Source organism: Actinomadura fulvescens, from assembly GCF_039533225.1.
GTDB classification, from domain to species: Bacteria; Actinomycetota; Actinomycetes; order Streptosporangiales; family Streptosporangiaceae; genus Spirillospora; species Spirillospora fulvescens.
Map to the genome: position 1 here is coordinate 178399 of NZ_BAAATD010000008.1, position 20598 is coordinate 198996.

The window sequence follows — 20598 nt, forward strand, 5'->3', positions numbered from 1 at the left end:
GCACGAAAGATCGATGTGGTTTCTGCGGCGAACACCCACAGGTATTCACTTTTCGTGTCCACTCTCGTACAGACTGCAATGTACCGAAGAGCCCGGTGCATCCACAGCAAAACCCACCACCCGCAGCGCTCGACTTCATCAGCACGGAGGCCGCGGTTGGGAGGCGTTTCCGGGGCTCACCGTCGAATCGGTGGCGACCTCGTCCGCAAGTACGGCTTCACCGCATGGCCACTGACGATCGCGAAACGCTGACAGCGACCGCGTGGGCGATGACGGGAGACCGGCACCGCCCGTGCACCCGTGTGGTGTGCAAGGCAGGGAGCCGCTGCTGCGCGGGCGAGCCGGTCAGCTCAGGGCCAGGCGTCGATCTATCCGGGACGGTGACCACGTGAGCGGGCGGCGGACGCCGTGGAGGTCGCTACGGGGACTCGATGCGCAGGCGGCGGCCGACGACGTCTGATGCGATGTCGTCGAGGTCGCGTCCCGATGAGCGAGCGTAGCTCTCCAACCGGTGGTAGGCGTCCTGGATGGTGGTGTCGAGATGGACGGCGACCATTCCCGCGGCCTGGTGGATCTGTGCCGGCAGCAGGGCCTGCTCGAAACCGGACTCAGCGCCGGCTTCAGGGTCGGCCTCGAACTGGCTCTCGGGCTCGGTGTTCATCAGAGCGTCCTCCCCATGCACTCTGGACCACTGTCGGCTGTCCCTAAGTTTTCCTGTACCACCGCGGCGTATCCGTCGCACGCGCCAAGGGGAAAAAGGCAACCCGAACCGGTCACACACCCAGCCCGTGCCCCGCATCGAGGGAAGGGGTCAGGCTCGTGAATCGCCCTGGTCATGGCGGGAATCGTCGCCGTCGTCGAGGTCCAGCGCGGAGACGCGGTCCACGACCTGGCGGGCCAGCCGGGAGAGGGGTTGTCGTGCAGATAGGAGTAGGCGCGCAGCCGGGAGATGGCTTCGGCGATGTTCAGGTCGAGCTGGGCTGCCAGCATTCCGGCGGCCTGGTGCACCACGGGAGGGTATCCGTGCGGTGGTCGGTCGGCGGCCAGAGCGGCCAGGGTCTTCGGGTCGGGGTGCTGGCGGAAGGCGACCTGAGCGGCGATGTCGGCGAACGCCCGGGCATCGGCCAGCTGGGCGGGCGTCAACGGTCCTGGCCGTCGCCGATAGAGATCGGCGGCTCCCACCCGCACGCCGCCCAGCTGCATGGGGAAGGCGAACAGCGCCCGTACCCCCACTGGGGCGACCGCCGGCACAAAACCCGGCCACCGGTCCGCGGCGGCCTGCACATCGGGAACGATCACTGGCGCCAGCCCGGTGTAGGCGTCGGTGCAGGGGCCCTCGCCGCTGCTGAGCTGCACATCCTCGATCAACTCGGCGATCCGATCGGACGCGGCTACCAGCGTCCGCATCCCCGGGCCGCTCACCAGCGCCACCGCATAGCCGTCGGCGCCCACCGTTTGTGCCGCCGCCGCGTACACCACGTCCACCGACACCTGGCGGCCGGCGGCGTGCTCCTGCACCCGCTGCCACGCCCGCTCGTGCCTGTCCACAACCTCCACCTTAGAAGGCCAGCGTCGGTTCTGCCCCGCCCAAGCCAGACGCGTGCGGTGCCTGTCCTCCTCAGGCACCGCCCGGCCGCGTCGGTGTCGTCCGGGAGTAATCAGGGCTGCGCCGGAAGGGGGGCGAAGTGGTGGTGCGTGCCGGTGATGGCCAGCAGCCGGTCCACGGCGGGTGAGGGCGCGGTCAGGTGCAGCGGGATGTGGTGGCGGCGGGCCCGGCCGTGCAGGGCGATCAGCACGCCCAGTCCGTGGGCGTCGATGAACGACACGTTGCTGGTGTCGATCGCCAGCCGGTTCACCCCTTGGTCGCCGTTGTGTTCGCTGCGGTGGTGGCTGAGTTGGGCGAACACGCTGTCCAGGCAGGCCAGCAGTTGCTGCGTGGTGGCGATGTCCAGTTCACCGGTCACGGTGATGGTGAGGATGCCGTCGGTGTGATGGGTCGCCAGATTCAATGCGACGTCCATATTTCAGGTCCGGTCCCGTGCGCTAGTCGGTCAGGTCACCGGCCGCCGTTGGCGCTCCTGGATCCGCGCGATGGGGCGCGGGTCGGGGCGGCGGCTGCCAGAGATGGGTTCTGACGTGGCGCAGGGTCTGGACGACACGAAAGATCGCGGATGCGGTTCTGGAACGAACCACAGAGATTCACTTCTCGTGTTCACTTTCGTACATAGAGCAATGTACGGGAGCGGCGGCGGATTCACTGTAAAACGCCAGCCTTCAGCAATAGAGGCAACCGCGACCCCTTTCATGGTCAGCCGGTGCGCGTGGTTGCCCGCTGACCTACGCGGCTGGCAAGACCCAGCAGCCCACCATGATCAACCTCTGGATTCGCGCAGGCGGATCCGTGATCGTTTGCCCGGGGGTGTCAGCGAGCAGGCACGGGGCGAATCCCCCCAAAGACAGCGGTGGGCAAACGCGGCATTTTCGCGTTTGCCCTGGTCAAGCCGCGTGGGTCGCGTGGGACTCGAACCCACAACCTACGGATTAAAAGTCCGGAGCTCTGCCAATTGAGCTAGCGACCCTGGGTCTTCGGTTGTTCAAGCGTGCACGATCGTACATGGGTGGTGCGGCTTAGGATTCTGGCCCGGGTGGGCCTGGACCGAGTCTAAGGGGCCACGCTGGCTCCCTGCACCTCAGTAATCCCCGGGGCGGAGCCGCTGTGGCTTAGGCAGTTGGAAGTTGACACTTATAGTAAGTTCTTCACTACTTTGGGTGAAGTTAGCTGATGGGAGGGTATGCAGCGGGTCACGGCCGCGACATCGGGCCGCGGCCACCATGGAAGGACTCACCATGCGTACCTCCCTCCGGCTGCTCGCTACGAGTGCGCTGGCCGCAGCAGTGTTCTCCGCCGCCATGCCGGCTGATCCACCGGACTCCGGTGGGGGCTTCCTCGGCGGCTTCGATTTCAATGGGAACGGCGGTAGCGGCTTCCTTGGGGGCCTCTACTTCAATCACGACCACAACGGGCAACAGCAGCAGCAGAACGGCAGCGGTGGCCTCTTCGGCGCGCTCTTCGGCAGCGGCGGTGGCCAAGCTTGACGATCCCTGCAGCCCGTCCTCCCTGAGGGAGGGCGGGCTGATGTTTTGGCTGGTCAGTCGAACGTTTGTTCTATGCTCCTCGGATGGACACGATCATTGCCGCTCGGCTGCTCGCGGTCGCCAAGCGGCGTGCGGGGTGGAGGCGTCCCGAGGGGCGGGAACGGGAGGACGCCGTCGCCGAGCTGCAGGGTGTCGCCACGGTCACCGAGCGGTCGCGCCGGGGTTCTCCGCATCCGCCGAAGAGCGTCGTCCGTTTCGATCTCATGGCGGAGGTGGCCGGGATTCTGCGTGGCGGGGCGGTCGGGGCTGATCGTGAACAGCGTCTGATCGCTGCTGAGCTGCTCATTGACGCGGGCGCGGATCCCGAGGAGGTCGAGAAGTGGGTTCCTGAGGGGCTGCGGAGGGCGCTGGGCGGGGGCGCTCCGTTCAGCCGGCCCGCCGGAAGGGGAGCACCTCGACCAGGTAGTCGAGCGTGAGGCCGGACTGGCCGAGCAGGCGAGTCAGTTCGTCGACCGAATAGCAGTAGCCCTGCAGATAGCCGTGCCGGCGGGCGCGTAGGCAGGGGCGGCCTTGGAGCACGATGTGCTCCACGTCCCAGCCCTGCGGGCCTACCCATCGCGCTCCCACGCGGTGGAGGTTATGGCCTGTTGCGGGGTGGTCTGACCTGCGTCGATGCGGAGCGGGAGGTGTTTGAGGCCGTTCTGGAAATTGGACGCGAGACGGGTGGCGGGGCCGGTCCGGCGGATGTCCAGGGGGAGCAGGTTCTTGAAGATCGCGTGCATCTGGGTACGGGCCAGATGGGCGCCCAGGCAGAAGTGCGGGCCGAAACCGAAGCTCACGTGGTCGTTCGGCGTACGGGTGATGTCGAACGTGTCGGGCGACGCGAAGACCGTCTCGTCGCGGTTCGCGGAGGCGTGGTAGACGACCACCTTGTCACCGGCCTTGATCCGTTGGCCGGAGAGCTCCAGGTCCTGGGTGGCGGTACGGCGGAAGTCCATGACCGGGGGCCAGAAGCGCAGCATCTCTTCGATGGCCGAGGGGAGGAGGGCGGGGTCATCGCGGAGCGCGTCCAGTTGGGCGGGGTGTTCGAGGAGGGTGAGAAGGCCTCCGGGGATGCCGTTGCGCAGCGTCTCGTTCCCGGCCACGGCGAAGAGGAAGAACATGTTCTCGAACTCGTCGCGCGTCAGGCCGCCCGTGAGCATCTGCGACATGACGGTGTTCGACTGTTCGGTCTCGGCCAAGGCGTGCGCGTAGGCGAACATGTCGGCCAGGGCCGCGCGGGAACGGGGATTCATCGGGCGCCCGTCCGGCCGTGTCAGGTCGGGCCGGTGGGCGACGGCCTCGCGGGCCATGGGCGAGAGGGCCGAGGCGTCGGTCGAGAGGCCGGCGTACTCGGCGTCCTGGTAACCGATCACGCGGGACGCCCAGTCGTAGAGGAGACGGCGGTCGGTGTCCGGGACGCCCATGACGTGGGCGAGCGTCCAGACGGGGAGATCGGCCGCTACCTCGACGAAGTCGATGTCGGCGCCGAGGGCGGACTCGACGAGGGTGCGGGCTCGTTCGTTGATCGTGGCTTCCAGTGCTCGTACGGCGCGCGGTGTGAACGCCGCAGCGACGATGCGGCGCAGACGGGAATGGTCAGGCGGGTCCTGGTTGAGCATCATCGACCGCACGAACTCCAGGTCGGCGGGCGTGTCGGGATCGCGGATCTGGGTGGCGCCAAGGTGGGAGGAGAAGAGGCCCGGCGAACGCAGGACATGCTTCACGTCGGCGTGCCGGAACACCGCCCAGTAGCCGGGACCGGCGGGCCACGCGCCGACGGCGGGCTCGGGGATCCAGCACACTGGGGACTCCGCTCGCAGGCGGCGGAACGTGTCGTAGGGAACGTCCGTGGCGTAGGTGCCGGGCAGGAAGATCTCCTCAAGCATTCTCCCAGCGTGCATCATGATGGGGTGACGATGAAGCCTGCGGACGGCGACAAGATCCTGAAGGACAACTTCGCGCCCTGGGTGCTCGACCTTGGGCTGAGCGTCGAGGCGCTCGGGGAACGCCAGGCCACGCTACGGCTGCCCTGGTCGGAACGGCTGGCGCGGGAGGGCGGCGCGCTGAGCGGCCAGGCCATGATGGCGGCGGCCGACACCGCCACGGTGATCGCGGTCTCGGTGGCGCGGGACGGGTTCGTGCCGATGACCACGGTGCAGCAGTCGACGACGTTCCAGCGGCCGATCCTGGCCAAGGATCTCCTGGTGACGGCCCGGCTCACCAAGCTCGGCCGGACGCTGGCGTTCGCCGACATCACCATGACCGGGGACGGCGACGCGGAGCTTGCGGCCCACGCCACCACCGTCTACGCGATCATGGGCTGAGCCTTCCTACAGGCTGAGCCTTCCTACAGGCTGAGCCTCCTACAGGCTGAGCCTTCCTACAGGTGGAGTTTGTGCAGCTCCTTGCGGGAGGCCACGCCCAGCTTCGGATAGGCCTTGTAGAGGTGGTACTCGACTGTGCGCGGGCTCAGGAAGAGCTGCGCGGCGATCTCGCGGCTGCTGATGCCGTCGGCCGCGAGCCGTACGACCTGGAGCTCCTGCGGTGTGAGCCGGTCGAGGAGGTCGGCGTGCCCGTACGAGGTGGACGGCGCGCCGGGCTCCCCGGTGGCGCGCAGCTCGGAGCGGGCGCGCTCGCTCCACGGCGCGGCCTTCAGCCGTTCGAAGATCTCCAGGGCGGAACGGAGCGGGACACGGGCGTCGGCGCGGCGGCGGGCGCGGCGCAGCCACTCGCCGTAGAGGAGTTCGGTGCGGGCTCGCTCGAACGGGCGGCCGCCGTCCTCCTCGTGCAGCCGGAGGGCCGTCTCGTACGCCTCGCCCGAGTCGGAGACCAAAGCCTCGCACCGGAAGGCCACCGCGCGGGCCCAGGCGAGGCCGCCGGCGTCGGCCCATGACCGGACGCGTCCGAGGGGTTCGCGGGCACGGGCGGGCTGCCCGGTCCGTACGGCCGCCTCGACCTGGTCGGCGGCGGCCAGGAGGTTGGCCGAGGTGTGGCGGCGGGGATCGCCCGCGATCTCGTCCAGGCGGCGGAGGGCCGTCTCGTACCGGCCGAGGCCGAGATCGAGCAGGCTCACCGCGACGTCGGCGAGGCCGCAGCCGGGCACGGCCGCCGCGTTCGCGGTGAGGATCCGCAGGCGATTCTCGTCGCCCTCGATGGCGGCGATGCGGGCGAGGACGACGTTGATCCGGCTCTTGCGGACGGCCATGCCGGTGTCGCGGGCGATGGTGATCGCTTCGGCGGCCGTGGCCTCGGCGTCGCGGTGGCGCCCGGCGGTGGTCTGGACCTGGGCGAGCGCCTGGAGGGCGTCCGGAAGCGACCCGATCAGACCCTCGCGGCGCAGGCGGCGGGCCTCGGTGAGGGCCAGGTCGAGGGTGGCCGCGTCGTCGCCGAGGATCAGCCCGCAGGTGATGACGTGGAGACGTTCCTCCGCGGTCTCGAACGGGGCGGAGCGGGCGGTCGCGATCAGCTCCGCGAGCAGGGGGAGCCCGCGGGCGTAGTCGCCGTCGACCACGTGCGCGAGGCCCCGGACGGCCTTGTCGTCGTGGCCGCCGGCTCGGAGCAGCTCGGCGCTGCGTTTGATCGTCGCCACGTCGCCGCAGCTCCAGGCGTACGTGGCGCCGGTACGGAGCATGCCGGGAACGTCCTCGGCGGCGGCGTGCCGGACGTTGTCGATCAGTAGCCGGGCGGCCCCGCTCTGCTCGCCGCGTTCGAACTCGACGGCCGCGCGGATCCGCGCTAGCCGGGCATGCTCTTCGGGGGCCTCGGCGTACTTCCCGGCCGCCGCGGCCAGTTCGTCGGCGGCGGCGAGCCGTCCGGCGCGGAGGTAGGCGTTGGCCGCCAAGCCCAGGCGCCGTGCGCGCGCGTCGATGTCCGGCGTCAGTTCGGCCGCCTGCTGGTAGAGCTCTGCCGCCGTGCTGTAGCCCGTTCGTCCGAGAGCACGGTCGGCGGCCCTCTCCAACTCGGCCGCGACGTCCTCGTCCGGAGCCATCGCCGCGGCGGCGCGGTGGCGGGCCCGGCAATCGGGGTCGGTGGCGCTCTCACCGAGCGCGCGGTGGACCTCAAGGCGGCGGGCGGCGGACGCGCCCTGGTAGGTCGCGGAACTGATCAACGGATGGCGGAACGCCACCGAGCTACCGGTGATCTGCACCAGCCGGGCCCGCTCGGCCTCTTCCAGATCGGCGAGGCCGGCCCCCAACAGCGCGCCCGCGGCGATCGTGGCGGGCAGATAGCCGCGTCCCTCGGCGGCGGCGATCAGCAGCATGAGGCGGGTCTTCTCCGGCAGCGCCGCGATCCGCGCCCGGAACGCGGCGGTCACCCGTTCGGCGACGGGAAGCGGCGAGGGGAGGTTGGTGCCCGCGTGCGGAGCCGAGCCGAACTCGATCAAGGCCAGCGGATTGCCGTGGGCCTGGTTGAGGACGCGATCGCGGGCCGTCGGGGTGAGGCCGTCGAGGTGCCGTCCGTTCAGGAGCCGCTCGGCCTCCTCGCGGCTCAGCCGGGACAACTGGAGCTCGGGGAGGCCGACGCCGGTGAAGCCGTCCTCACGCGTCGCGAACAACATCACCACGCCCTCGGCCGCGAGCCGCCGTGCGGCGAAGAGCAACGTTTCGGCGGAGGTGGTGTCGAGCCACTGCGCGTCATCGATGAGACAGAGCACCGGCCCTTCGTCGGCCATGCAGGACAGCAGGGTCAGGACGGCCAGGCCTCCGAGGAAACGATCCTGGGCACTGTCGCTCGGCGACACCGTGGATTCTGCTGGCGCGGACGAGGACTCGGCTGGGGCGGACGTGGACTCGGCTGGCGCGGACGTGGACTCGGCGGGGCGCGGGGGGCCCTCGCTGTAGTCCTGGCCGTAGGGACTGAACGAGCCAGACATGCCTAGCGAACGGCGCAGCGCCATAGCCTGCGCTGCCGGAAGGTCGTTGATCCGCTGTCGGACGGGCCACAGCAATTGGTGGAGTCCGGCAGACGCCAGGCGGCTCTCGCTCTCGAAACCCGTCGCACGAAGCACGGTCACCTCATGGCCGGGGGTACGCGCGGCCTCCGCGGCTACCCATTCGAGGAGCGCGGACTTGCCGATGCCCGCCTCGCCGCGCAGAACCAGAGCGCCACTGCGGCGGCTGGCCCGTGCCTCGCTCATCATCTCGGCGAGCTGTCCTTGCTCGGCCTCACGTCCGTAGAGCACGCCATCAAAACTACGGGGCCAACTACCGAAGCTTTACGGATTCGGTCCATATCCCGTGATTCGTACCTTCATCACCAGCGAGAACACCCCTGTAGATGGCTGGAGACTGTGATGAAGGACTTGTTCGAACCCGTGAGCCTCGGCGCGCTGACCCTGCGAAACCGGCTGGTGATGGCCCCCATGACGCGGAGCCGCGCGTCCGACGGGGGCAAGGTGACCGAGCTGACCGCCGAGTACTACGCACAGCGCGCCGAGGCCGGATTGATCATTACCGAGGGCACCCAGCCGAGCGAGATCGGCCAGGGCTACATCGACACGCCGGGACTGCACCACGACGAGCAGGTGGCGGCTTGGCGGCGGGTGACCGACGCGGTGCACGCCAAGGGCGGCCACATCTTCGCGCAGATCATGCACAGCGGGCGGGTGGGGCACCCCTACCTCTACTCCGACGACGCGTTGCCGCACGGCCCGTCGGCGATCCCGTCCGGTGAACAGCTCTACACCCCCGACGAGGGCATGCTGGAGCACCCCACGCCCCGCGAGATGTCGATCGAGGACATCGCGCGGACGGTCGACGACTTCGTGGCCGCGGCGCGCAACGCGATCGAGGCCGGCTTCGACGGGGTCGAGCTGCACGGCGCGAACGGCTACCTGATCCACCAGTTCCTGGCCGACGGGAGCAACCGGCGCACCGACGTGTACGGCGGCTCCATCGAGAACCGCATCCGATTCGCGGTCGAGGTCGCACGCGCGGTCAGCGATGCCATCGGCCCGGAGCGGACGGGTATCCGGGTGTCTCCGGGCAACTCCGCCAACGGCATCTCCGAGAGCGACACCGCGGAGCTGTACGTGGCGCTTACCCGGGCACTGGCGCCGCTTGGGCTGGCCTACGTGCACGTGATGGAGCTGGTAACGCGGGACATCACGAAGCTGATCCGGGCGGAGTGGCCGGGCACCCTGATCCTGAACGCGCACCCGACGCCCGACTCGTTCCCCTCGCGGCCCGAGTACGGCGTGGAGGCGTTGCGTGAAGGCGTCGCCGACGCCGTCTCGTTCGCCCAGCTGTGGCTGGCCAATCCGGACCTGCCCGCGCGCATCAAGGCCGGCGGGCCGTACAACGAGGCGGACAAGGACAGCTTCTACGGCGGCGACCACCGCGGCTACACCGACTACCCGACCCTGCAACACCACGGTGAGGACGAGACGGACGGTCGCGTCCCCGAAGGCCAACTCGCCTAGGAAGCCCGAGACAGACGGTCTGTGCTCTGGATGCCAACTCGCCTAAAGAGGCCCGAGACAGCTCCCTTGGGCTGGACGAAGGGATTCGGGTGGACATGCGGACGCCCCGACGGTGCGGACACCGTCGGGGCGTACCCGTTCAACTCAGGTCTCCTAAAACCCTTGAAGGTGGAGGCCTAGCCGTCTACAAGGCTCAGTAGCCAGGGCGTACGGCGCCGCTGAAGTTGCGCTTGTAGTAGCTGTTGAGCTTGACCTTCTTGATCCGCTTGCCGGAGCTCGGGGCGTGGATCATGTAGCCCTTGCCGACGTAGATGCCCATGTGGGTCTTGCCGGAGTAGAAGAAGAGGAGGTCACCCTTGACGGCGCCCCTCCACGAGACCTTCCACTTCACCGCGCGGTAGATCTGCTGGGTGGTCCGCGGGAGCTTCACGCCCGCCTTGCGCCACGATCCTCCGGCGAGGCCGGAGCAGTCCCAGGAGCTGGGGCCGGTGCCGCCGTAGCGGTAGCGGTCACCGATCTGCTTGTACGCGTACTTGACCGCGTACGCGGCGCGCTTCTTCTGCCTCTTGAGGCGCGCCTTGGAAAGCTTGGCCGTCACACTCGCCTCGGCCGCCGTCGGCTGGGCTGCCTGTGGTGCGGACGCGTTCACCGGACCGGCCGTCAGGAGCGATGCTCCGAGTGCGACCGCAGTGCTCAACGTGATGCCACCGGCGAACAGCTTGAGGGGGATTCGGGGGGTATGCAGGACGACTCCTGACCTAGCTGGTGGTGCCTACCGGGCAGCCCGTACCGCAGGTGGCGTTTCGGCCACCGAAGGGTTCGGATCGCTGCGCGTGTTCGGTTCCGCCGGTGCCATGGGAGGGCACGCGGAACGTGGACGCTTCCGGCTCCACGCTTCAGGTCTGCGTGGACGCGGCTGTCGACGGCGGTCTCTTGGGCGGCGGGAGGCTGGGGGCGCCGCTGCCGCTCGTCGGCGTGAATGTTCTGTTATCTGCTTTGGCGTCATCGCCGTACGGAACGGCAAGAACGTAGCCAGGACCGCGATATCCGGCAAATCACGAGACCGTGATTCAGGACGGCAGGTCGTCCGGGCATACCGGGTATTCAGGTCGCGGCCTGCGGGTCTTCGAACAGTTTTGCGGCGTTGTGATGTGAGTCACAGTTTGATCAGCGAGGGCCTCAGGCGTGGTTTTCGTGAGCCAGGCCACTGAACGCCCGGCACGGTCCGTACCGGGCGCACAGCGTTACGTGGCAGTGGTCTTTTATCGCTCAGAAAAGGCGCCCGATCGGGCTCACGCTCAGTAGCCGGGCCGGACCGCCCCACTGAAGTGACGCTTGTAGTGGCCCGCCAGCCTGACCTTCTTCACCCGCTTGCCGGAGCTGGGCGCGTGGATCATGTAGCCCCTGCCCACGTAGATGCCCACATGGCTCTTGCCGGAGTAGAAGAACAGCAGGTCACCCTTGGCCGCTCCCTTCCACGAGACCTTGCGCTTCACGGTCCGGTAGATCGCGTACGTCGTCCGTGGCAGCCTGACTCCGGCCTTGCGCCATGCCCCGCCGGCCAGACCGGAGCAGTCCCAGGCGCGCGGGCCGCTGCCGCCATAGCGGTAACGATCACCGATCTGCTGGTAGGCGTAGGCCACCGCGGTGGCCGCCCGGCGCTTCTGCCTGGACTTTTGTGATTTCGCCGCGAAAGCCGAGTGCGCACTCGAGGTCATCGAGGGGGTCGAGTGCGCGGCGGCCGGAACGTGGACGTGCACGGCCGTCGCGGATGTCCACATCCTGTCCGCGGTGACCGCCGTGACCGGAGTGGCGACTGCGATAGCGGACGTGCCCATGGCGCAGCCGCGTCGAAGCAGTGTGGAGGCGCGGGTCATAAAGGGGATTCCGAAGGTATACAGGATTGCTCCTTACCTCGCGGTTCTTGCCTACCGGGCAGCCCGAAAAAGCGGGGGTGGAAAGATTTGGGCTCTGCTTTTCGACGGCTGCCCGGGATGGCTTCCGGGCGAGCCGTGGAGGCCCGGTTCCATGCCTCTGGTCTGCATGGATTCGGCTGGCCGACCGCTCGCAGGCCGCTTGGTGCGTGCGGAACGAAGGCCATGTGAACGTGTCACATGGTCGCGACCGGCCCATTGTTCGGTTGTTGGCGACCCCTTTGCCGCTCGCCGGTACGTTAACCACGGCGGCTCGGGCCAGCAATATCCTGGACGCCACCAAAGTCTTTCAGATCAAGAAAACGCCGATTACGGATGGTGATCAACGCTGCACAACGCATCAGCCCGTTTATGGCCCTGTGATGCGGGCCACAAACGTTCCCCGGCATGCCGACCCGTGCCCCTCCTCTGCAATAAGGGGCGTATGTCCGTATTCACGGTGCGTACCGCGGCGAATTCAGGGGTTGCCGCATGAGAAAGGCGCCCGCCGAGCGGCGGGCGCCGGTGCCTTTCCGTCTCCTGACGGCATGTCCAGTGGCCCCATATGGCCAGAACACCATTGTGTGGTTCGAGGCGGGCGGCCTCACCAAGACCGGATCCGGTCAGCTCCAGGCCGCCGACGAAGGATCGACGTACGGCGCGTTCGGCGGCAGCATCTGAGGCGGGCCGTCCGGCCGCCCGGCCATGGCCGAGCCCGCCTCCTGCCGATCCCGGATGACCTTGGCCAGAGTGAAGGTCGAAGTGATCAGGTAGAGCCCGCCCAGTGCCAGGAACGCGCGGATCCAGACCGGGGCGGGCAGGTAGACGACGCCGAGCGCCATCGCGGTGACCGCGACGGCGAACGAGATGATCGCCTGGATGAAGAACGCGGTCGTCCCCTTGAGCTGCAGTAGAGCGTTCATGAGGCAACTGTGCGCCACCCCGCTCCGCCGCGCCTGAGTACGAACACGGGAATCCCTACTCACCCCACCCACATCCCCTTAAGTACCGCACCCCCACCCACCCGCGCCGCGCCCAGCCCGCGCCGTTCGCGTTGGTTTGCCGGATCTGGTCACTTTGCTGGCATTGACATGGGCTCCGTGCCGACCTGTCATCCGAAGCAGATCCATCTCCTCTTCTGGAGGGAGAGATCCAGTGCTGGGCCGGTCGCGCATCGCACACGTACTCTCCGCCATGGTCCTTTGCGCCGGAGTCGTCCTGGTCGATGTCGCCCAGGCGGACGGGGTGCGGCCGGTCGTGAGGTTCCCCAAGAGCTTCCTCTTCGGGGTGTCGACGTCCGGGTTCCAGTCGGAGGGCTCGTTCCCCGACAGCAACTGGACGCGGTACGTGGAGAGGAAGGCGTACGGCGTCAAGGATCCGTATGTCAGGGCGGCCGACTTCCGCCGCCGCTATGCCGAGGACATCGAGCGTGCTCGGCGACTGGGCGTGAAGGTCTTCCGGACCTCGGTCGACTGGGCGCGCGTCGAACCGCGTCGGGGTGTTCGGGACGCCCGCGAGCTGGCGTACTACGACGATCTGATCCGCCGGATACGTGCCGCCGGGATGCGCCCGATGATCACGCTCGACCACTGGGTGTATCCCGGCTGGGTGGCCGACCAGGGCGCCTGGGACAACCCCCGGACGAGCCGGGACTGGCTGCGGAACGCGGCGTTCGTCGCCCAGCGCTACCGGGGCATGGGCGTCATCTGGATCACTTTCAACGAGGCCAGCCAGTACCTCTACCACGAGCTGCTGTCCCGCCCGATGAACCTCGCCCAGCTGTCGACGATGCGGGACGCTCTCACCAGGACCCACCGCGCCGCGTACGACATGATCCACAAGGTCGATCCCGGCGCGCCCGTGTCGACCAACGTCGCCTACGGGACCATCCTCAACCCGCTCTTCGACGCGGCGCTCTTCAACCAGGTCACTGACAAGCTCGACTTCATCGGCGTCGACTACTACTACGGCGCGAACCTGCGGAACACCACGGCCGTCCACGCGCTGACCGGGGAGTTCTGGCGGATCGATCCCGAGCCGGAGGGCCTCTACTACGTCCTCAAGGACTACCAGCGGCGCCTACCGAAGCTCCCCGTCTACGTCGTCGAGAACGGCATGCCCACCGACAACGGCCGTCCACGTAGTGACGGCTATACGCGTACCGACCATCTGCGTGACCACCTCTACTGGGTGCAGCGTGCGCTGGCCGACGGCGTCAAGGTAATGGGCTACAACTACTGGAGCCTCACCGACAACTACGAATGGGGCAGTTACCGTCCGCGGTTCGGCCTCTACACCGTGGACGCCCTGACCGATCCGACGCTTGCCCGCCGGGCCACGGACGCCGTTCCCGCGTACCGTTCGATCATCGCCGGCCTGGGCGTGCCGTCCGGATACGTGCCCAAGCGCAAGCCGGGCTGGTGCTCGATCGAGGATCCCATCGCCACCTGCTTCGGCAAGATCCCGACGCCGCCCGCCCCGTACCGCGACCCGCCCTAGAGCCGTTCCGTTCATGGCGGAATCTCCCGACTCCGAGCTCTGGAATGATAATCGTTTCCATGTAAGTCTGAGGGCTTGGCACCAGAGAAGGGAGAACGGTCATGTCCCTGACCGTCGATGACCGGCTGCTCGAACAGGCTCGTAGGGGAGAGGTCGACGAGGCGGCGTTCCTCGCGTGCGTACGGACGTCCTTGCCGTACGCCTGGGAGGTGATCAGCGACGTCGTCGCCCGGATGCGGGACGGCTTCGCCGACAACCAGACGCCGCCGCCGGACGAGGAGGCGCGCGGCCAGTTGCTGCGCGCCCTGGCCAGCGACGCGATGCGCGGAGCCTTGGAACGCCACTTCGGCGTCCGCCTGGCCTTCCAGAACTGTCACAGGGTGGCCGCGTTCGCGCCCGCCGCCGCCGACCGCTACGCCGCGTTCACCTCACCCCGCGCGCAACTCCTGAACCAGTCACCGGACCTCGTCGACTGCTGATCCGGCCCGGCGGGGCCTGCGCCGCCCATAAACCGCGCAGGCCCCGCCAGCGTGCGGAAACCGGAAACCGGAGGGTGGCGGTGGACGTTGGCCGGGGTGTGGCGGAGATGGTTTTGGGTTTGGTGTTCCTGCTCACCATTCCCGGGGTGGTGATCGGCTTGGTGGCGGTCGCCGCGGTCGATCGGATGGGGTTGTGGGCTCACCGGCGGTGGCGGGTGCCGTGGCGGCGGGACGAGCAGGGACGGGGAGAACGACGGGGCGCCGCCGCGCAGTGAAGTGGACCTCGAACGGGGCAGCGCGGTGATTCGGAGGCGCACCTGAGATCTATCCGCCGGTCCTATAAAGGCACCTGTGAATGTGGGGTACCGGTCAAGGCAGGGGTCGGGCATTCCCCGTATTGTGACTTGTGGGTAACATCACCCGAACCACATTCGGTCCCTCACGTAAGGTGCTGCTTATGGACCTGAACGGAGTTTCCGCCGTTGTTTCCGGTGGTGCGAGCGGTCTCGGTGAGGCCACCGTCCGCGAGCTCGCCGCCAACGGCGCCAAGGTAGTCGTCGCCGACCTCAACGAGGAGAAGGGCAAGGCCCTCGCCGACGAGATCGGCGGCGTGTTCGTCAAGACGGACGTGTCGGACGAGGCCTCGGTGCAGGCCGCCGTCCAGGCCGCCGTCGACACCGGCGCCCCGCTGCGGGTGATCGTCAACAGCGCCGGCATCGGCTGGGCCTCCCGGACGGTCGGCCGCGACGGCAGCCCGCACGACCTGGCGACCTTCGAGAAGGTCATCCAGGTCAACCTGATCGGCACCTTCAACCTGATGCGCATCGGCGCCGCGGCGATCTCCAAGACCGAGCCCGCCGACGCCGACGGCCTGCGCGGCGTGGTCATCAACACCGCGTCGATCGCGGCCCTGGAGGGCCAGACCGGCCAGGTCGCCTACTCCGCCTCCAAGGGCGGCATCGTCGGCATGACCCTGCCGGCCGCGCGCGACCTCGCCGCGATCGGCGTCCGGGTCAACACCGTCTGCCCGGGCATCATCGACACCCCGATCTACGGCGAGGGCGAGGCCGCGGACGCGTTCAAGGCCAAGCTCGCCGCGCCGGTGCCCTTCCCCAAGCGCATGGGCAAGGCCTCGGAGTTCGCCCACCTGGTGAAGTCCCTCATCGAGAACGACTACATGAACGGCGAGACCATCCGTTTCGACGGCGGCATCCGTTTCCAGCCGAAGTGAGGCACTGAATGTCAGAAGCTGTTCTCACCGAGGAAGACGGCGCCGTCCTCATCATCACGATCAACCGTCCCGAGGCCAGGAACGCCGTCAACGGCGCCGTGGCCCAGGGCATCGCGGCCGCGCTCGACGAGCTCGACAGCCGCAAGGACCTGTCGATCGGCGTCCTCACGGGCGCGGGCGGCACGTTCTGCGCGGGCATGGACCTCAAGGGCTTCCTGACGGGTGACAACCCGATCGTGGAGGGCCGCGGGTTCGCGGGCATCGTCGAGAACCCGCCGGCCAAGCCGCTCATCGCCGCCGTCGAGGGCTACGCGCTGGCCGGCGGCTGCGAGATCGCGCTGTCCTGCGACATGATCGTGGCGTCCAGGGAGGCCCAGTTCGGGCTGCCCGAGCCCAAGCGCGGCCTGGTCGCGGCGGGCGGCGGCCTGCTGCGGCTGCCGCAGCGCATCCCGTACCACATCGCCATGGAGGTCGCTCTCACCGGCGACAAGTACCCGGCGGAGCGGATGGCCGAGCTCGGCTTCGTCAACCGGCTCGCCGAGCCGGGGCAGGCGCTGGCCGCGGCCAAGGAACTGGCGCTGAAGGTCGCCGAGAACGCCCCGCTGGCGCTCGCCGCCACCAAGAAGGTCATCGTCGAGTCGGCCGACTGGTCGGCCGACGAGGCCTTCAAGAAGCAGGGCGAGATCACCATCCCGGTGTTCGTCTCCAAGGACGCCCAGGAGGGCCCGGCCGCCTTCGCCGAGAAGCGCAAGCCTGTCTGGAAGGGCGAGTAGCCCGCCAGGCAGCACCTGAACGACGAGCGACGCCCGGAGCCGCGAGGCCCGGGCGTCTTCGTCGTGCAAGGGGACTTACCCGTAGGTAAGCGTTCCCGTACTCTTTTGTACCGCCTCGACCCGATCTTGGAGTGGACACATGCGTAGGAAAGCGATGCTCGCCACGGCCACGGCGGTCGTCTGCGGTACGGGGACGATCGCGGTCGCGACGCCGGCGGAGGCCGCCGCCTGGCGGAACGTCGGCACCAAGGCGCTGGCCTACAACGGCAGCCTCGACCGGGTCGACTTCGCGGACAAGGGCGCCGGCTGGGCGGTCGGCGCGCAGGGCTCGATGTTCAACCCCACGACCATGATCGTTCGATGGAACGGCAGGGCCTGGGTCAGGCAGGCCAGCCCGGTCGGCTTCGTGCCCACCGACGTGGCGGCCGCCGGCGCCAAGCGTGCCTGGATCGTCGGCTTCAGCCTGCGCGATCGCACGGTCGGGCTCTACTGGAACGGCACCAGGTGGAGCAAGGTCTCCTACCCGCTGGTCGGGATGCCGTTCCAGGTCTCCGCCTCCCGCGACGGCACGGCGTACTCCCTCGCCGGGATCGACTCCTCGGCCGGTGGCCTGAGCTCGGTGCTGCGCTGGAACGGCAAGGCATGGATCAAGGCGAACGTGCCGCTCCCGCCGAGCAGCAGCGTCACGGCGGTGGAGGTGCGCGGCAGGAACGACGTCTGGCTCGCGGGGACCACCACCGACGGCATCAAGGTGACCGCCTTCGTCCAGCGGTGGAACGGCAGGTCCTGGAAGCGGACCAACGTCCCCGGCCCGATGGGCACCCCCGCCTACCGCGGCGTCATCCACCGGATGGTCGTGCTGTCTCCCACCAACGTCTATCTCGACCGGGTCAGCCAGAACGCGCAGATGCCCAACGCGCTGCTGCGCTGGAACGGCAAGACCTGGAAGACCGTCAACACCCCCTGGAACGCCGCCGGGCTCGCCATGTCGTCGGACGGCCGGTCCGGAGTGGTCCTCATCCCGGTGACCAACGGCGACAGGAGCCGGTACCTGCACTACAACGGCTCGGCGTGGCGCACCCTGTACGGCCCGGTCCGCAAGAACGGCAAGGTCCAGGGCGGCGATCTCGACCACCGGCCCGGCACCCGCGGGATCGTCGGCGTCGGTGTCTCGTCCGCGCAGGGCAAGAACAGCCCGTTCATCGAGTACTTCGGCTGACCATCGAGCACTTCGGCTGACCAGAGACGCCTTCCGGCATCCGACGGACGGCGGGATCGTCCCAGGAAACTCCCGGCGAACGTTCAGGCTTCTTTCAGGTTCCTTTGAAAGCCTCTGAGATGATGGCGGAGGGGGAACGTGGCATTGGCTGAGCGGTCGCTGAACGCGGGGCTGAACGGCGAGAGGGGCGGCAAGGCGCCGGAGGCGCTGCTGCTCGTCGTCGAGGACGAGCCCAACATCCTGGAGCTTCTGGCCGGGAGCCTGCGTTTCACCGGCTTCGCGGTGGTCACGGCCACCAACGGCGCGGACGCGGTCCGGGCCGCCCAGCGCCACCGTCCCGACCTGATCGTGCTGGACGTGATGCTGCCCGACATCGACGGCTTCGACGTCGTCCGGCGGCTCCGTTCGGGCGGCACGCACACGCCGGTGCTCTTCCTCACCGCCCGCGACGCCGTCCAGGACCGGATCAAGGGCCTCACGATCGGCGGCGACGACTACGTCACCAAGCCGTTCAGCCTGGAAGAGGTCGTCGCCCGCATCCGCGCCGTGCTGCGCCGCGTCGGGGGCGGCGCGGCCGAGCCGTCGCCACGCATGGTCTTCGCCGACATCGAGCTCGACGAGGACAGCCACGAGGTCTGGCGGAACGGACGGCCGATCCAGCTCTCGCCCACCGAGTTCAAGCTGCTGCGCTACTTCATGGGGAACGCGGGCCGGGTGTTGTCCAAGGCCCAGATTCTCGACCACGTCTGGAACTACGACTTCCGCGGCGACGCCGGGATCGTCGAGTCCTACGTGTCGGCGCTGCGCCGTAAGGTCGACAACGTGGAGCCTCGGCTCATCCACACCTTGCGTGGGGTCGGCTACGTCCTCCGCCTGCCGCCGAATCCAACCTGATGGCGCGCACGGGGGAAACGAACGCGCCAGATCCGGAGCCCAGGAAACCGAGCGAGCCGAGCCAGGAACCCAGGAAAACGAACGCGCCGAGCCCGGAGCCCAGATGGGCGGACGCGCCAAGGCCGGAGCCGGGCACGCCTGAAGCACCGCAGCCGCCAACACAGGAGAACGACGCGCCCTCGCCGCGGCCTGGACCAATGGCCGGACTGCGGTCGATTCCAAGCCGCACGCCGATGAGCGTCAAGCTCATCGCCGGGACACTCGTGCTGGTCATCGTCGGGCTGACGGTGATGGGCGTGGCGGGCGTCTGGGTGCTGCGCGGCTACCTGCTCGACCGGGCGGACGAGCAGTTGCGGACGACGGCGAGCCGCGTGTCGGAGAACGCCGTCGAGCAGCTGAGCGCTCCGACGCCAGGGTTCGCCTTCCGGGTACCGAGCGAGATGTACGCGCAGGTCTACACCCCGAGCGGGCAGGCCCTCAAGCCGTATCCCGCGTTCGACCGGCCCGGCGTACCGAAGCTGCCCGCCGATGTGACGGCTCGTACCGACGCCCCGTTCACCGTAGGCGGCACCTCGAAGTCACGTGCCCAGTGGCGCGTTCTGGTCCTGCCGTTGCCGGGCGGCGCCAGCCTCGTCCTCGGGCTCAGCCTGGACGAGATGGAGCGGACGGTCGGCAGGCTGATCACCATCGACGTGATCGTGGGCTTGGCCGTGGTGGCCGGGCTGACCGTGCTGGGCGTCTGGGTCGTACGCGTCAGCCTGCGCCCCCTGAAGACGATCGAGGAGACGGCCGGGGCCATCGCCGCCGGAGACCTGTCCCGGCGGGTGCCCGAGGCGGATCCCGTCACCGAGGTGGGCCGGCTCGGCCGTTCGCTCAACAGCATGCTCGCCCAGATCGAGGCCGCGTTCGGGGCACGCGCGGAGTCCGAGGCGGCGGCGCGCTGGTCGGAGGAGAGCGCGCGGCGTTCCGAGGAACGGATGCGCCGGTTCGTCGCGGACGCGAGCCACGAGCTGCGAACGCCGCTGACCGCGATCCGCGGGTTCGCCGAGTTCTACCGGCAGGGTGCGGCACGTTCGCCCGAGGAACTCGACCGGCTGATCGGCCGCATCGAGGACGCCGCAGCCCGGATGGGCCTGCTGGTGGAGGATCTGCTGCTGCTCGCCAGGCTGGACCAGCAGCGTCCGATCGAGCGGCGCCCGGTGGACATGCTCGCCGTCGCGGCGGACGCGGTCCAGGAGGCCAAGGTGGTCGCCCCGGACCGCCCGATCGAGCTGTCCGTCCGGGACGGCATCGCCTACCAGGTGCTCGGGGACGAGCCGCGGCTGCGCCAGGTGCTCGGCAACCTGCTGGCCAACGCGCTCACCCACACCCCGGACGACGTCCCGGTCGAGGTGCGGCTGCTTTCGGGCAGCCTGCACGGGCGGCCCGCGGTGGTGTGCGAGGTCGCCGACGAGGGGCCCGGCCTGTCGCCGGAGCACGCCGAACGGGTCTTCGAGCGCTTCTACCGCGCCGACCCGGCCCGCGCCGCGATCGGCCGTACCGGCAAGGACGGCGGCACCGGGCTCGGCCTGGCCATCGTCGCCGCGCTCGTGGCCGCGCACGACGGGAAGGTGGACGTCGAGTCGGCTCCCGGTGAGGGCGCCGTCTTCCGGGTCCTGCTGCCCTTGGCCCCTGACTGAGACTTCCTTGGACAACCTTGGGGTTTCCTTAAGGGTGCGTTCAGGTAGGTGCGGTTATCTGTGAGGCACAGGGCGCCCCCGGAAGACCGCGACGGGGACCGGGGCGCGCGCCCTGGCCAACGTCCGAAAGGCCGTGACCGGAAGATCGGTCACGGCCTTTCGCTTGCCCGCACGGCGTTCAGCGGACTTTCAGGTTCGGTCCAGGGTGGCTGCAGGCCCGTTGGCCATTGTCGTTGTGACGGAACGACAGGGGGTCCGATGAGCACCGAAACGCCGAAGGGCGAGCACGACGGGCGGCACGAGCCACAAGACACCGGCTCCGGCCACGCCCCTGAAACCCAAAGCGCAGCAT

The 20598-nt window shown here is 68.8% G+C and carries 20 protein-coding genes and 1 tRNA gene; 11 read left to right on the forward strand and 10 right to left on the reverse strand.

Translation table 11 applies throughout. The annotated features are described in order from the left end of the window. Positions 1–418: 418 nt before the first annotated feature. The 4 genes from ABD333_RS28485 to ABD333_RS28500 all read right to left on the reverse strand — a co-directional run bounded on the left by ABD333_RS28485 (position 419) and on the right by ABD333_RS28500 (position 2579). Positions 419–661 (reverse strand): ANTAR domain-containing protein, encoded by a 243-nt coding sequence (locus ABD333_RS28485; RefSeq protein WP_344545587.1) that lies wholly within the window; start codon positions 659–661, stop codon positions 419–421. Next, positions 661–1548: a GAF domain-containing protein gene (locus tag ABD333_RS28490; protein ID WP_344545588.1), complete on the reverse strand. Its 888-nt coding sequence runs from the start codon at positions 1546–1548 to the stop codon at positions 661–663. Before ABD333_RS28490 ends, ABD333_RS28485 begins: the two co-directional genes overlap by 1 nt. Positions 1549–1658: 110 nt before the next feature. After that, positions 1659–2021 (reverse strand): STAS domain-containing protein, encoded by a 363-nt coding sequence (locus ABD333_RS28495; RefSeq protein WP_344545589.1) that lies wholly within the window; start codon positions 2019–2021, stop codon positions 1659–1661. A 485-nt stretch (positions 2022–2506) separates the two neighbouring features. Beyond that, positions 2507–2579, reverse strand: a tRNA-Lys gene (locus ABD333_RS28500). A 268-nt stretch (positions 2580–2847) separates the two neighbouring features. Here ABD333_RS28500 and ABD333_RS28505 point away from each other — a divergent pair. After that, positions 2848–3096, forward strand: coding sequence for a hypothetical protein (locus tag ABD333_RS28505; protein ID WP_344545590.1), 249 nt, complete (start codon positions 2848–2850; stop codon positions 3094–3096). A 426-nt stretch (positions 3097–3522) separates the two neighbouring features. On the opposite strand, the gene ABD333_RS28510 is transcribed toward ABD333_RS28505, so the two are convergent. After that, entirely contained in the window at positions 3523–3723 is a 201-nt protein-coding gene (locus ABD333_RS28510; RefSeq protein ID WP_344545591.1) for a transposase, read from the reverse strand. Continuing rightward, entirely contained in the window at positions 3705–5024 is a 1320-nt protein-coding gene (locus ABD333_RS28515; RefSeq protein ID WP_344545592.1) for a cytochrome P450, read from the reverse strand. The genes ABD333_RS28510 and ABD333_RS28515 overlap by 19 nt, the downstream gene beginning before the upstream one ends. Before the next feature lie 30 nt (positions 5025–5054). Between ABD333_RS28515 and ABD333_RS28520 the strand changes: the two genes are divergently transcribed. Further along, a complete protein-coding gene (locus ABD333_RS28520) occupies positions 5055–5462 on the forward strand; it encodes a PaaI family thioesterase (RefSeq protein ID WP_344545838.1) in 408 nt (135 codons plus the stop codon). 56 nt (positions 5463–5518) lie between these two features. Here ABD333_RS28520 and ABD333_RS28525 read toward each other — a convergent pair whose 3' ends face one another. Then, entirely contained in the window at positions 5519–8320 is a 2802-nt protein-coding gene (locus ABD333_RS28525) for an ATP-binding protein (protein ID WP_344545593.1), read from the reverse strand. Between the two features lie 111 nt (positions 8321–8431). Here ABD333_RS28525 and ABD333_RS28530 point away from each other — a divergent pair, with 111 nt between their 5' ends. After that, the gene (locus ABD333_RS28530) at positions 8432–9559 is read left to right on the forward strand and encodes an alkene reductase (RefSeq protein ID WP_344545594.1); all 1128 of its coding nucleotides are present in this window, start codon (positions 8432–8434) and stop codon (positions 9557–9559) included. 193 nt (positions 9560–9752) lie between these two features. Here ABD333_RS28530 and ABD333_RS28535 read toward each other — a convergent pair whose 3' ends face one another. The 3 genes from ABD333_RS28535 to ABD333_RS28545 form a co-directional block, all read right to left on the reverse strand. Then, on the reverse strand, positions 9753–10256 hold the full coding sequence (locus ABD333_RS28535; protein WP_344545595.1) for a C40 family peptidase: 504 nt from the start codon (positions 10254–10256) through the stop codon (positions 9753–9755). A gap of 601 nt (positions 10257–10857) precedes the next feature. Further along, positions 10858–11340, reverse strand: a complete 483-nt coding sequence (locus ABD333_RS28540; RefSeq protein WP_344545596.1) for a C40 family peptidase — start codon at positions 11338–11340, stop codon at positions 10858–10860. Positions 11341–12095: 755 nt separating this feature from the next. Beyond that, positions 12096–12395 carry a YiaA/YiaB family inner membrane protein gene (locus ABD333_RS28545; protein WP_344545597.1) on the reverse strand — a complete coding sequence of 100 codons (300 nt, stop codon included), beginning with the start codon at positions 12393–12395 and terminating at the stop codon, positions 12096–12098. Between the two features lie 232 nt (positions 12396–12627). On the opposite strand from ABD333_RS28545, the gene ABD333_RS28550 reads away from it, so the two are divergent. The 8 genes from ABD333_RS28550 (at position 12628) to ABD333_RS28585 (ending at position 20246) form a co-directional block, all read left to right on the forward strand. After that, positions 12628–13971, forward strand: coding sequence for a family 1 glycosylhydrolase (locus ABD333_RS28550; protein ID WP_344545598.1), 1344 nt, complete (start codon positions 12628–12630; stop codon positions 13969–13971). 101 nt (positions 13972–14072) lie between these two features. Then, positions 14073–14450 carry an SCO5389 family protein gene (locus ABD333_RS28555; RefSeq protein WP_344545599.1) on the forward strand — a complete coding sequence of 126 codons (378 nt, stop codon included), beginning with the start codon at positions 14073–14075 and terminating at the stop codon, positions 14448–14450. 180 nt (positions 14451–14630) lie between these two features. After that, positions 14631–14771, forward strand: coding sequence for a DUF6191 domain-containing protein (locus ABD333_RS47610; protein ID WP_410557600.1), 141 nt, complete (start codon positions 14631–14633; stop codon positions 14769–14771). Between the two features lie 136 nt (positions 14772–14907). Next, the gene (locus ABD333_RS28565) at positions 14908–15681 is read left to right on the forward strand and encodes an SDR family NAD(P)-dependent oxidoreductase (protein WP_344545601.1); all 774 of its coding nucleotides are present in this window, start codon (positions 14908–14910) and stop codon (positions 15679–15681) included. 8 nt (positions 15682–15689) lie between these two features. Next, positions 15690–16454 carry a crotonase/enoyl-CoA hydratase family protein gene (locus ABD333_RS28570; RefSeq protein WP_344545602.1) on the forward strand — a complete coding sequence of 255 codons (765 nt, stop codon included), beginning with the start codon at positions 15690–15692 and terminating at the stop codon, positions 16452–16454. A gap of 139 nt (positions 16455–16593) precedes the next feature. Then, the gene (locus ABD333_RS28575; RefSeq protein ID WP_344545603.1) at positions 16594–17673 is read left to right on the forward strand and encodes a hypothetical protein; all 1080 of its coding nucleotides are present in this window, start codon (positions 16594–16596) and stop codon (positions 17671–17673) included. A gap of 144 nt (positions 17674–17817) precedes the next feature. Beyond that, entirely contained in the window at positions 17818–18567 is a 750-nt protein-coding gene (locus ABD333_RS28580) for a response regulator transcription factor (RefSeq protein WP_344545839.1), read from the forward strand. 233 nt (positions 18568–18800) lie between these two features. Then, positions 18801–20246, forward strand: coding sequence for a sensor histidine kinase (locus ABD333_RS28585; protein WP_344545604.1), 1446 nt, complete (start codon positions 18801–18803; stop codon positions 20244–20246). The last annotated feature ends 352 nt before the right edge of the window (positions 20247–20598 follow it).

Coding starts and splice junctions, on each gene's coding strand:
- ABD333_RS28575 (WP_344545603.1), top strand. CDS start 16,594: ATGCGTAGGAAAGCGATGCTCGCCACGGCCACGGCGGTCGTCTGCGGT.
- ABD333_RS28530 (WP_344545594.1), top strand. CDS start 8,432: ATGAAGGACTTGTTCGAACCCGTGAGCCTCGGCGCGCTGACCCTGCGA.
- ABD333_RS28485 (WP_344545587.1), bottom strand. CDS start 661: ATGAACACCGAGCCCGAGAGCCAGTTCGAGGCCGACCCTGAAGCCGGC.
- ABD333_RS28540 (WP_344545596.1), bottom strand. CDS start 11,340: ATGTGGACATCCGCGACGGCCGTGCACGTCCACGTTCCGGCCGCCGCG.
- ABD333_RS28585 (WP_344545604.1), top strand. CDS start 18,801: ATGAGCGTCAAGCTCATCGCCGGGACACTCGTGCTGGTCATCGTCGGG.
- ABD333_RS28515 (WP_344545592.1), bottom strand. CDS start 5,024: ATGCTTGAGGAGATCTTCCTGCCCGGCACCTACGCCACGGACGTTCCC.
- ABD333_RS28495 (WP_344545589.1), bottom strand. CDS start 2,021: ATGGACGTCGCATTGAATCTGGCGACCCATCACACCGACGGCATCCTC.
- ABD333_RS28545 (WP_344545597.1), bottom strand. CDS start 12,395: ATGAACGCTCTACTGCAGCTCAAGGGGACGACCGCGTTCTTCATCCAG.
- ABD333_RS28555 (WP_344545599.1), top strand. CDS start 14,073: ATGTCCCTGACCGTCGATGACCGGCTGCTCGAACAGGCTCGTAGGGGA.
- ABD333_RS28505 (WP_344545590.1), top strand. CDS start 2,848: ATGCGTACCTCCCTCCGGCTGCTCGCTACGAGTGCGCTGGCCGCAGCA.
- ABD333_RS28565 (WP_344545601.1), top strand. CDS start 14,908: ATGGACCTGAACGGAGTTTCCGCCGTTGTTTCCGGTGGTGCGAGCGGT.
- ABD333_RS28570 (WP_344545602.1), top strand. CDS start 15,690: ATGTCAGAAGCTGTTCTCACCGAGGAAGACGGCGCCGTCCTCATCATC.
- ABD333_RS28520 (WP_344545838.1), top strand. CDS start 5,055: ATGAAGCCTGCGGACGGCGACAAGATCCTGAAGGACAACTTCGCGCCC.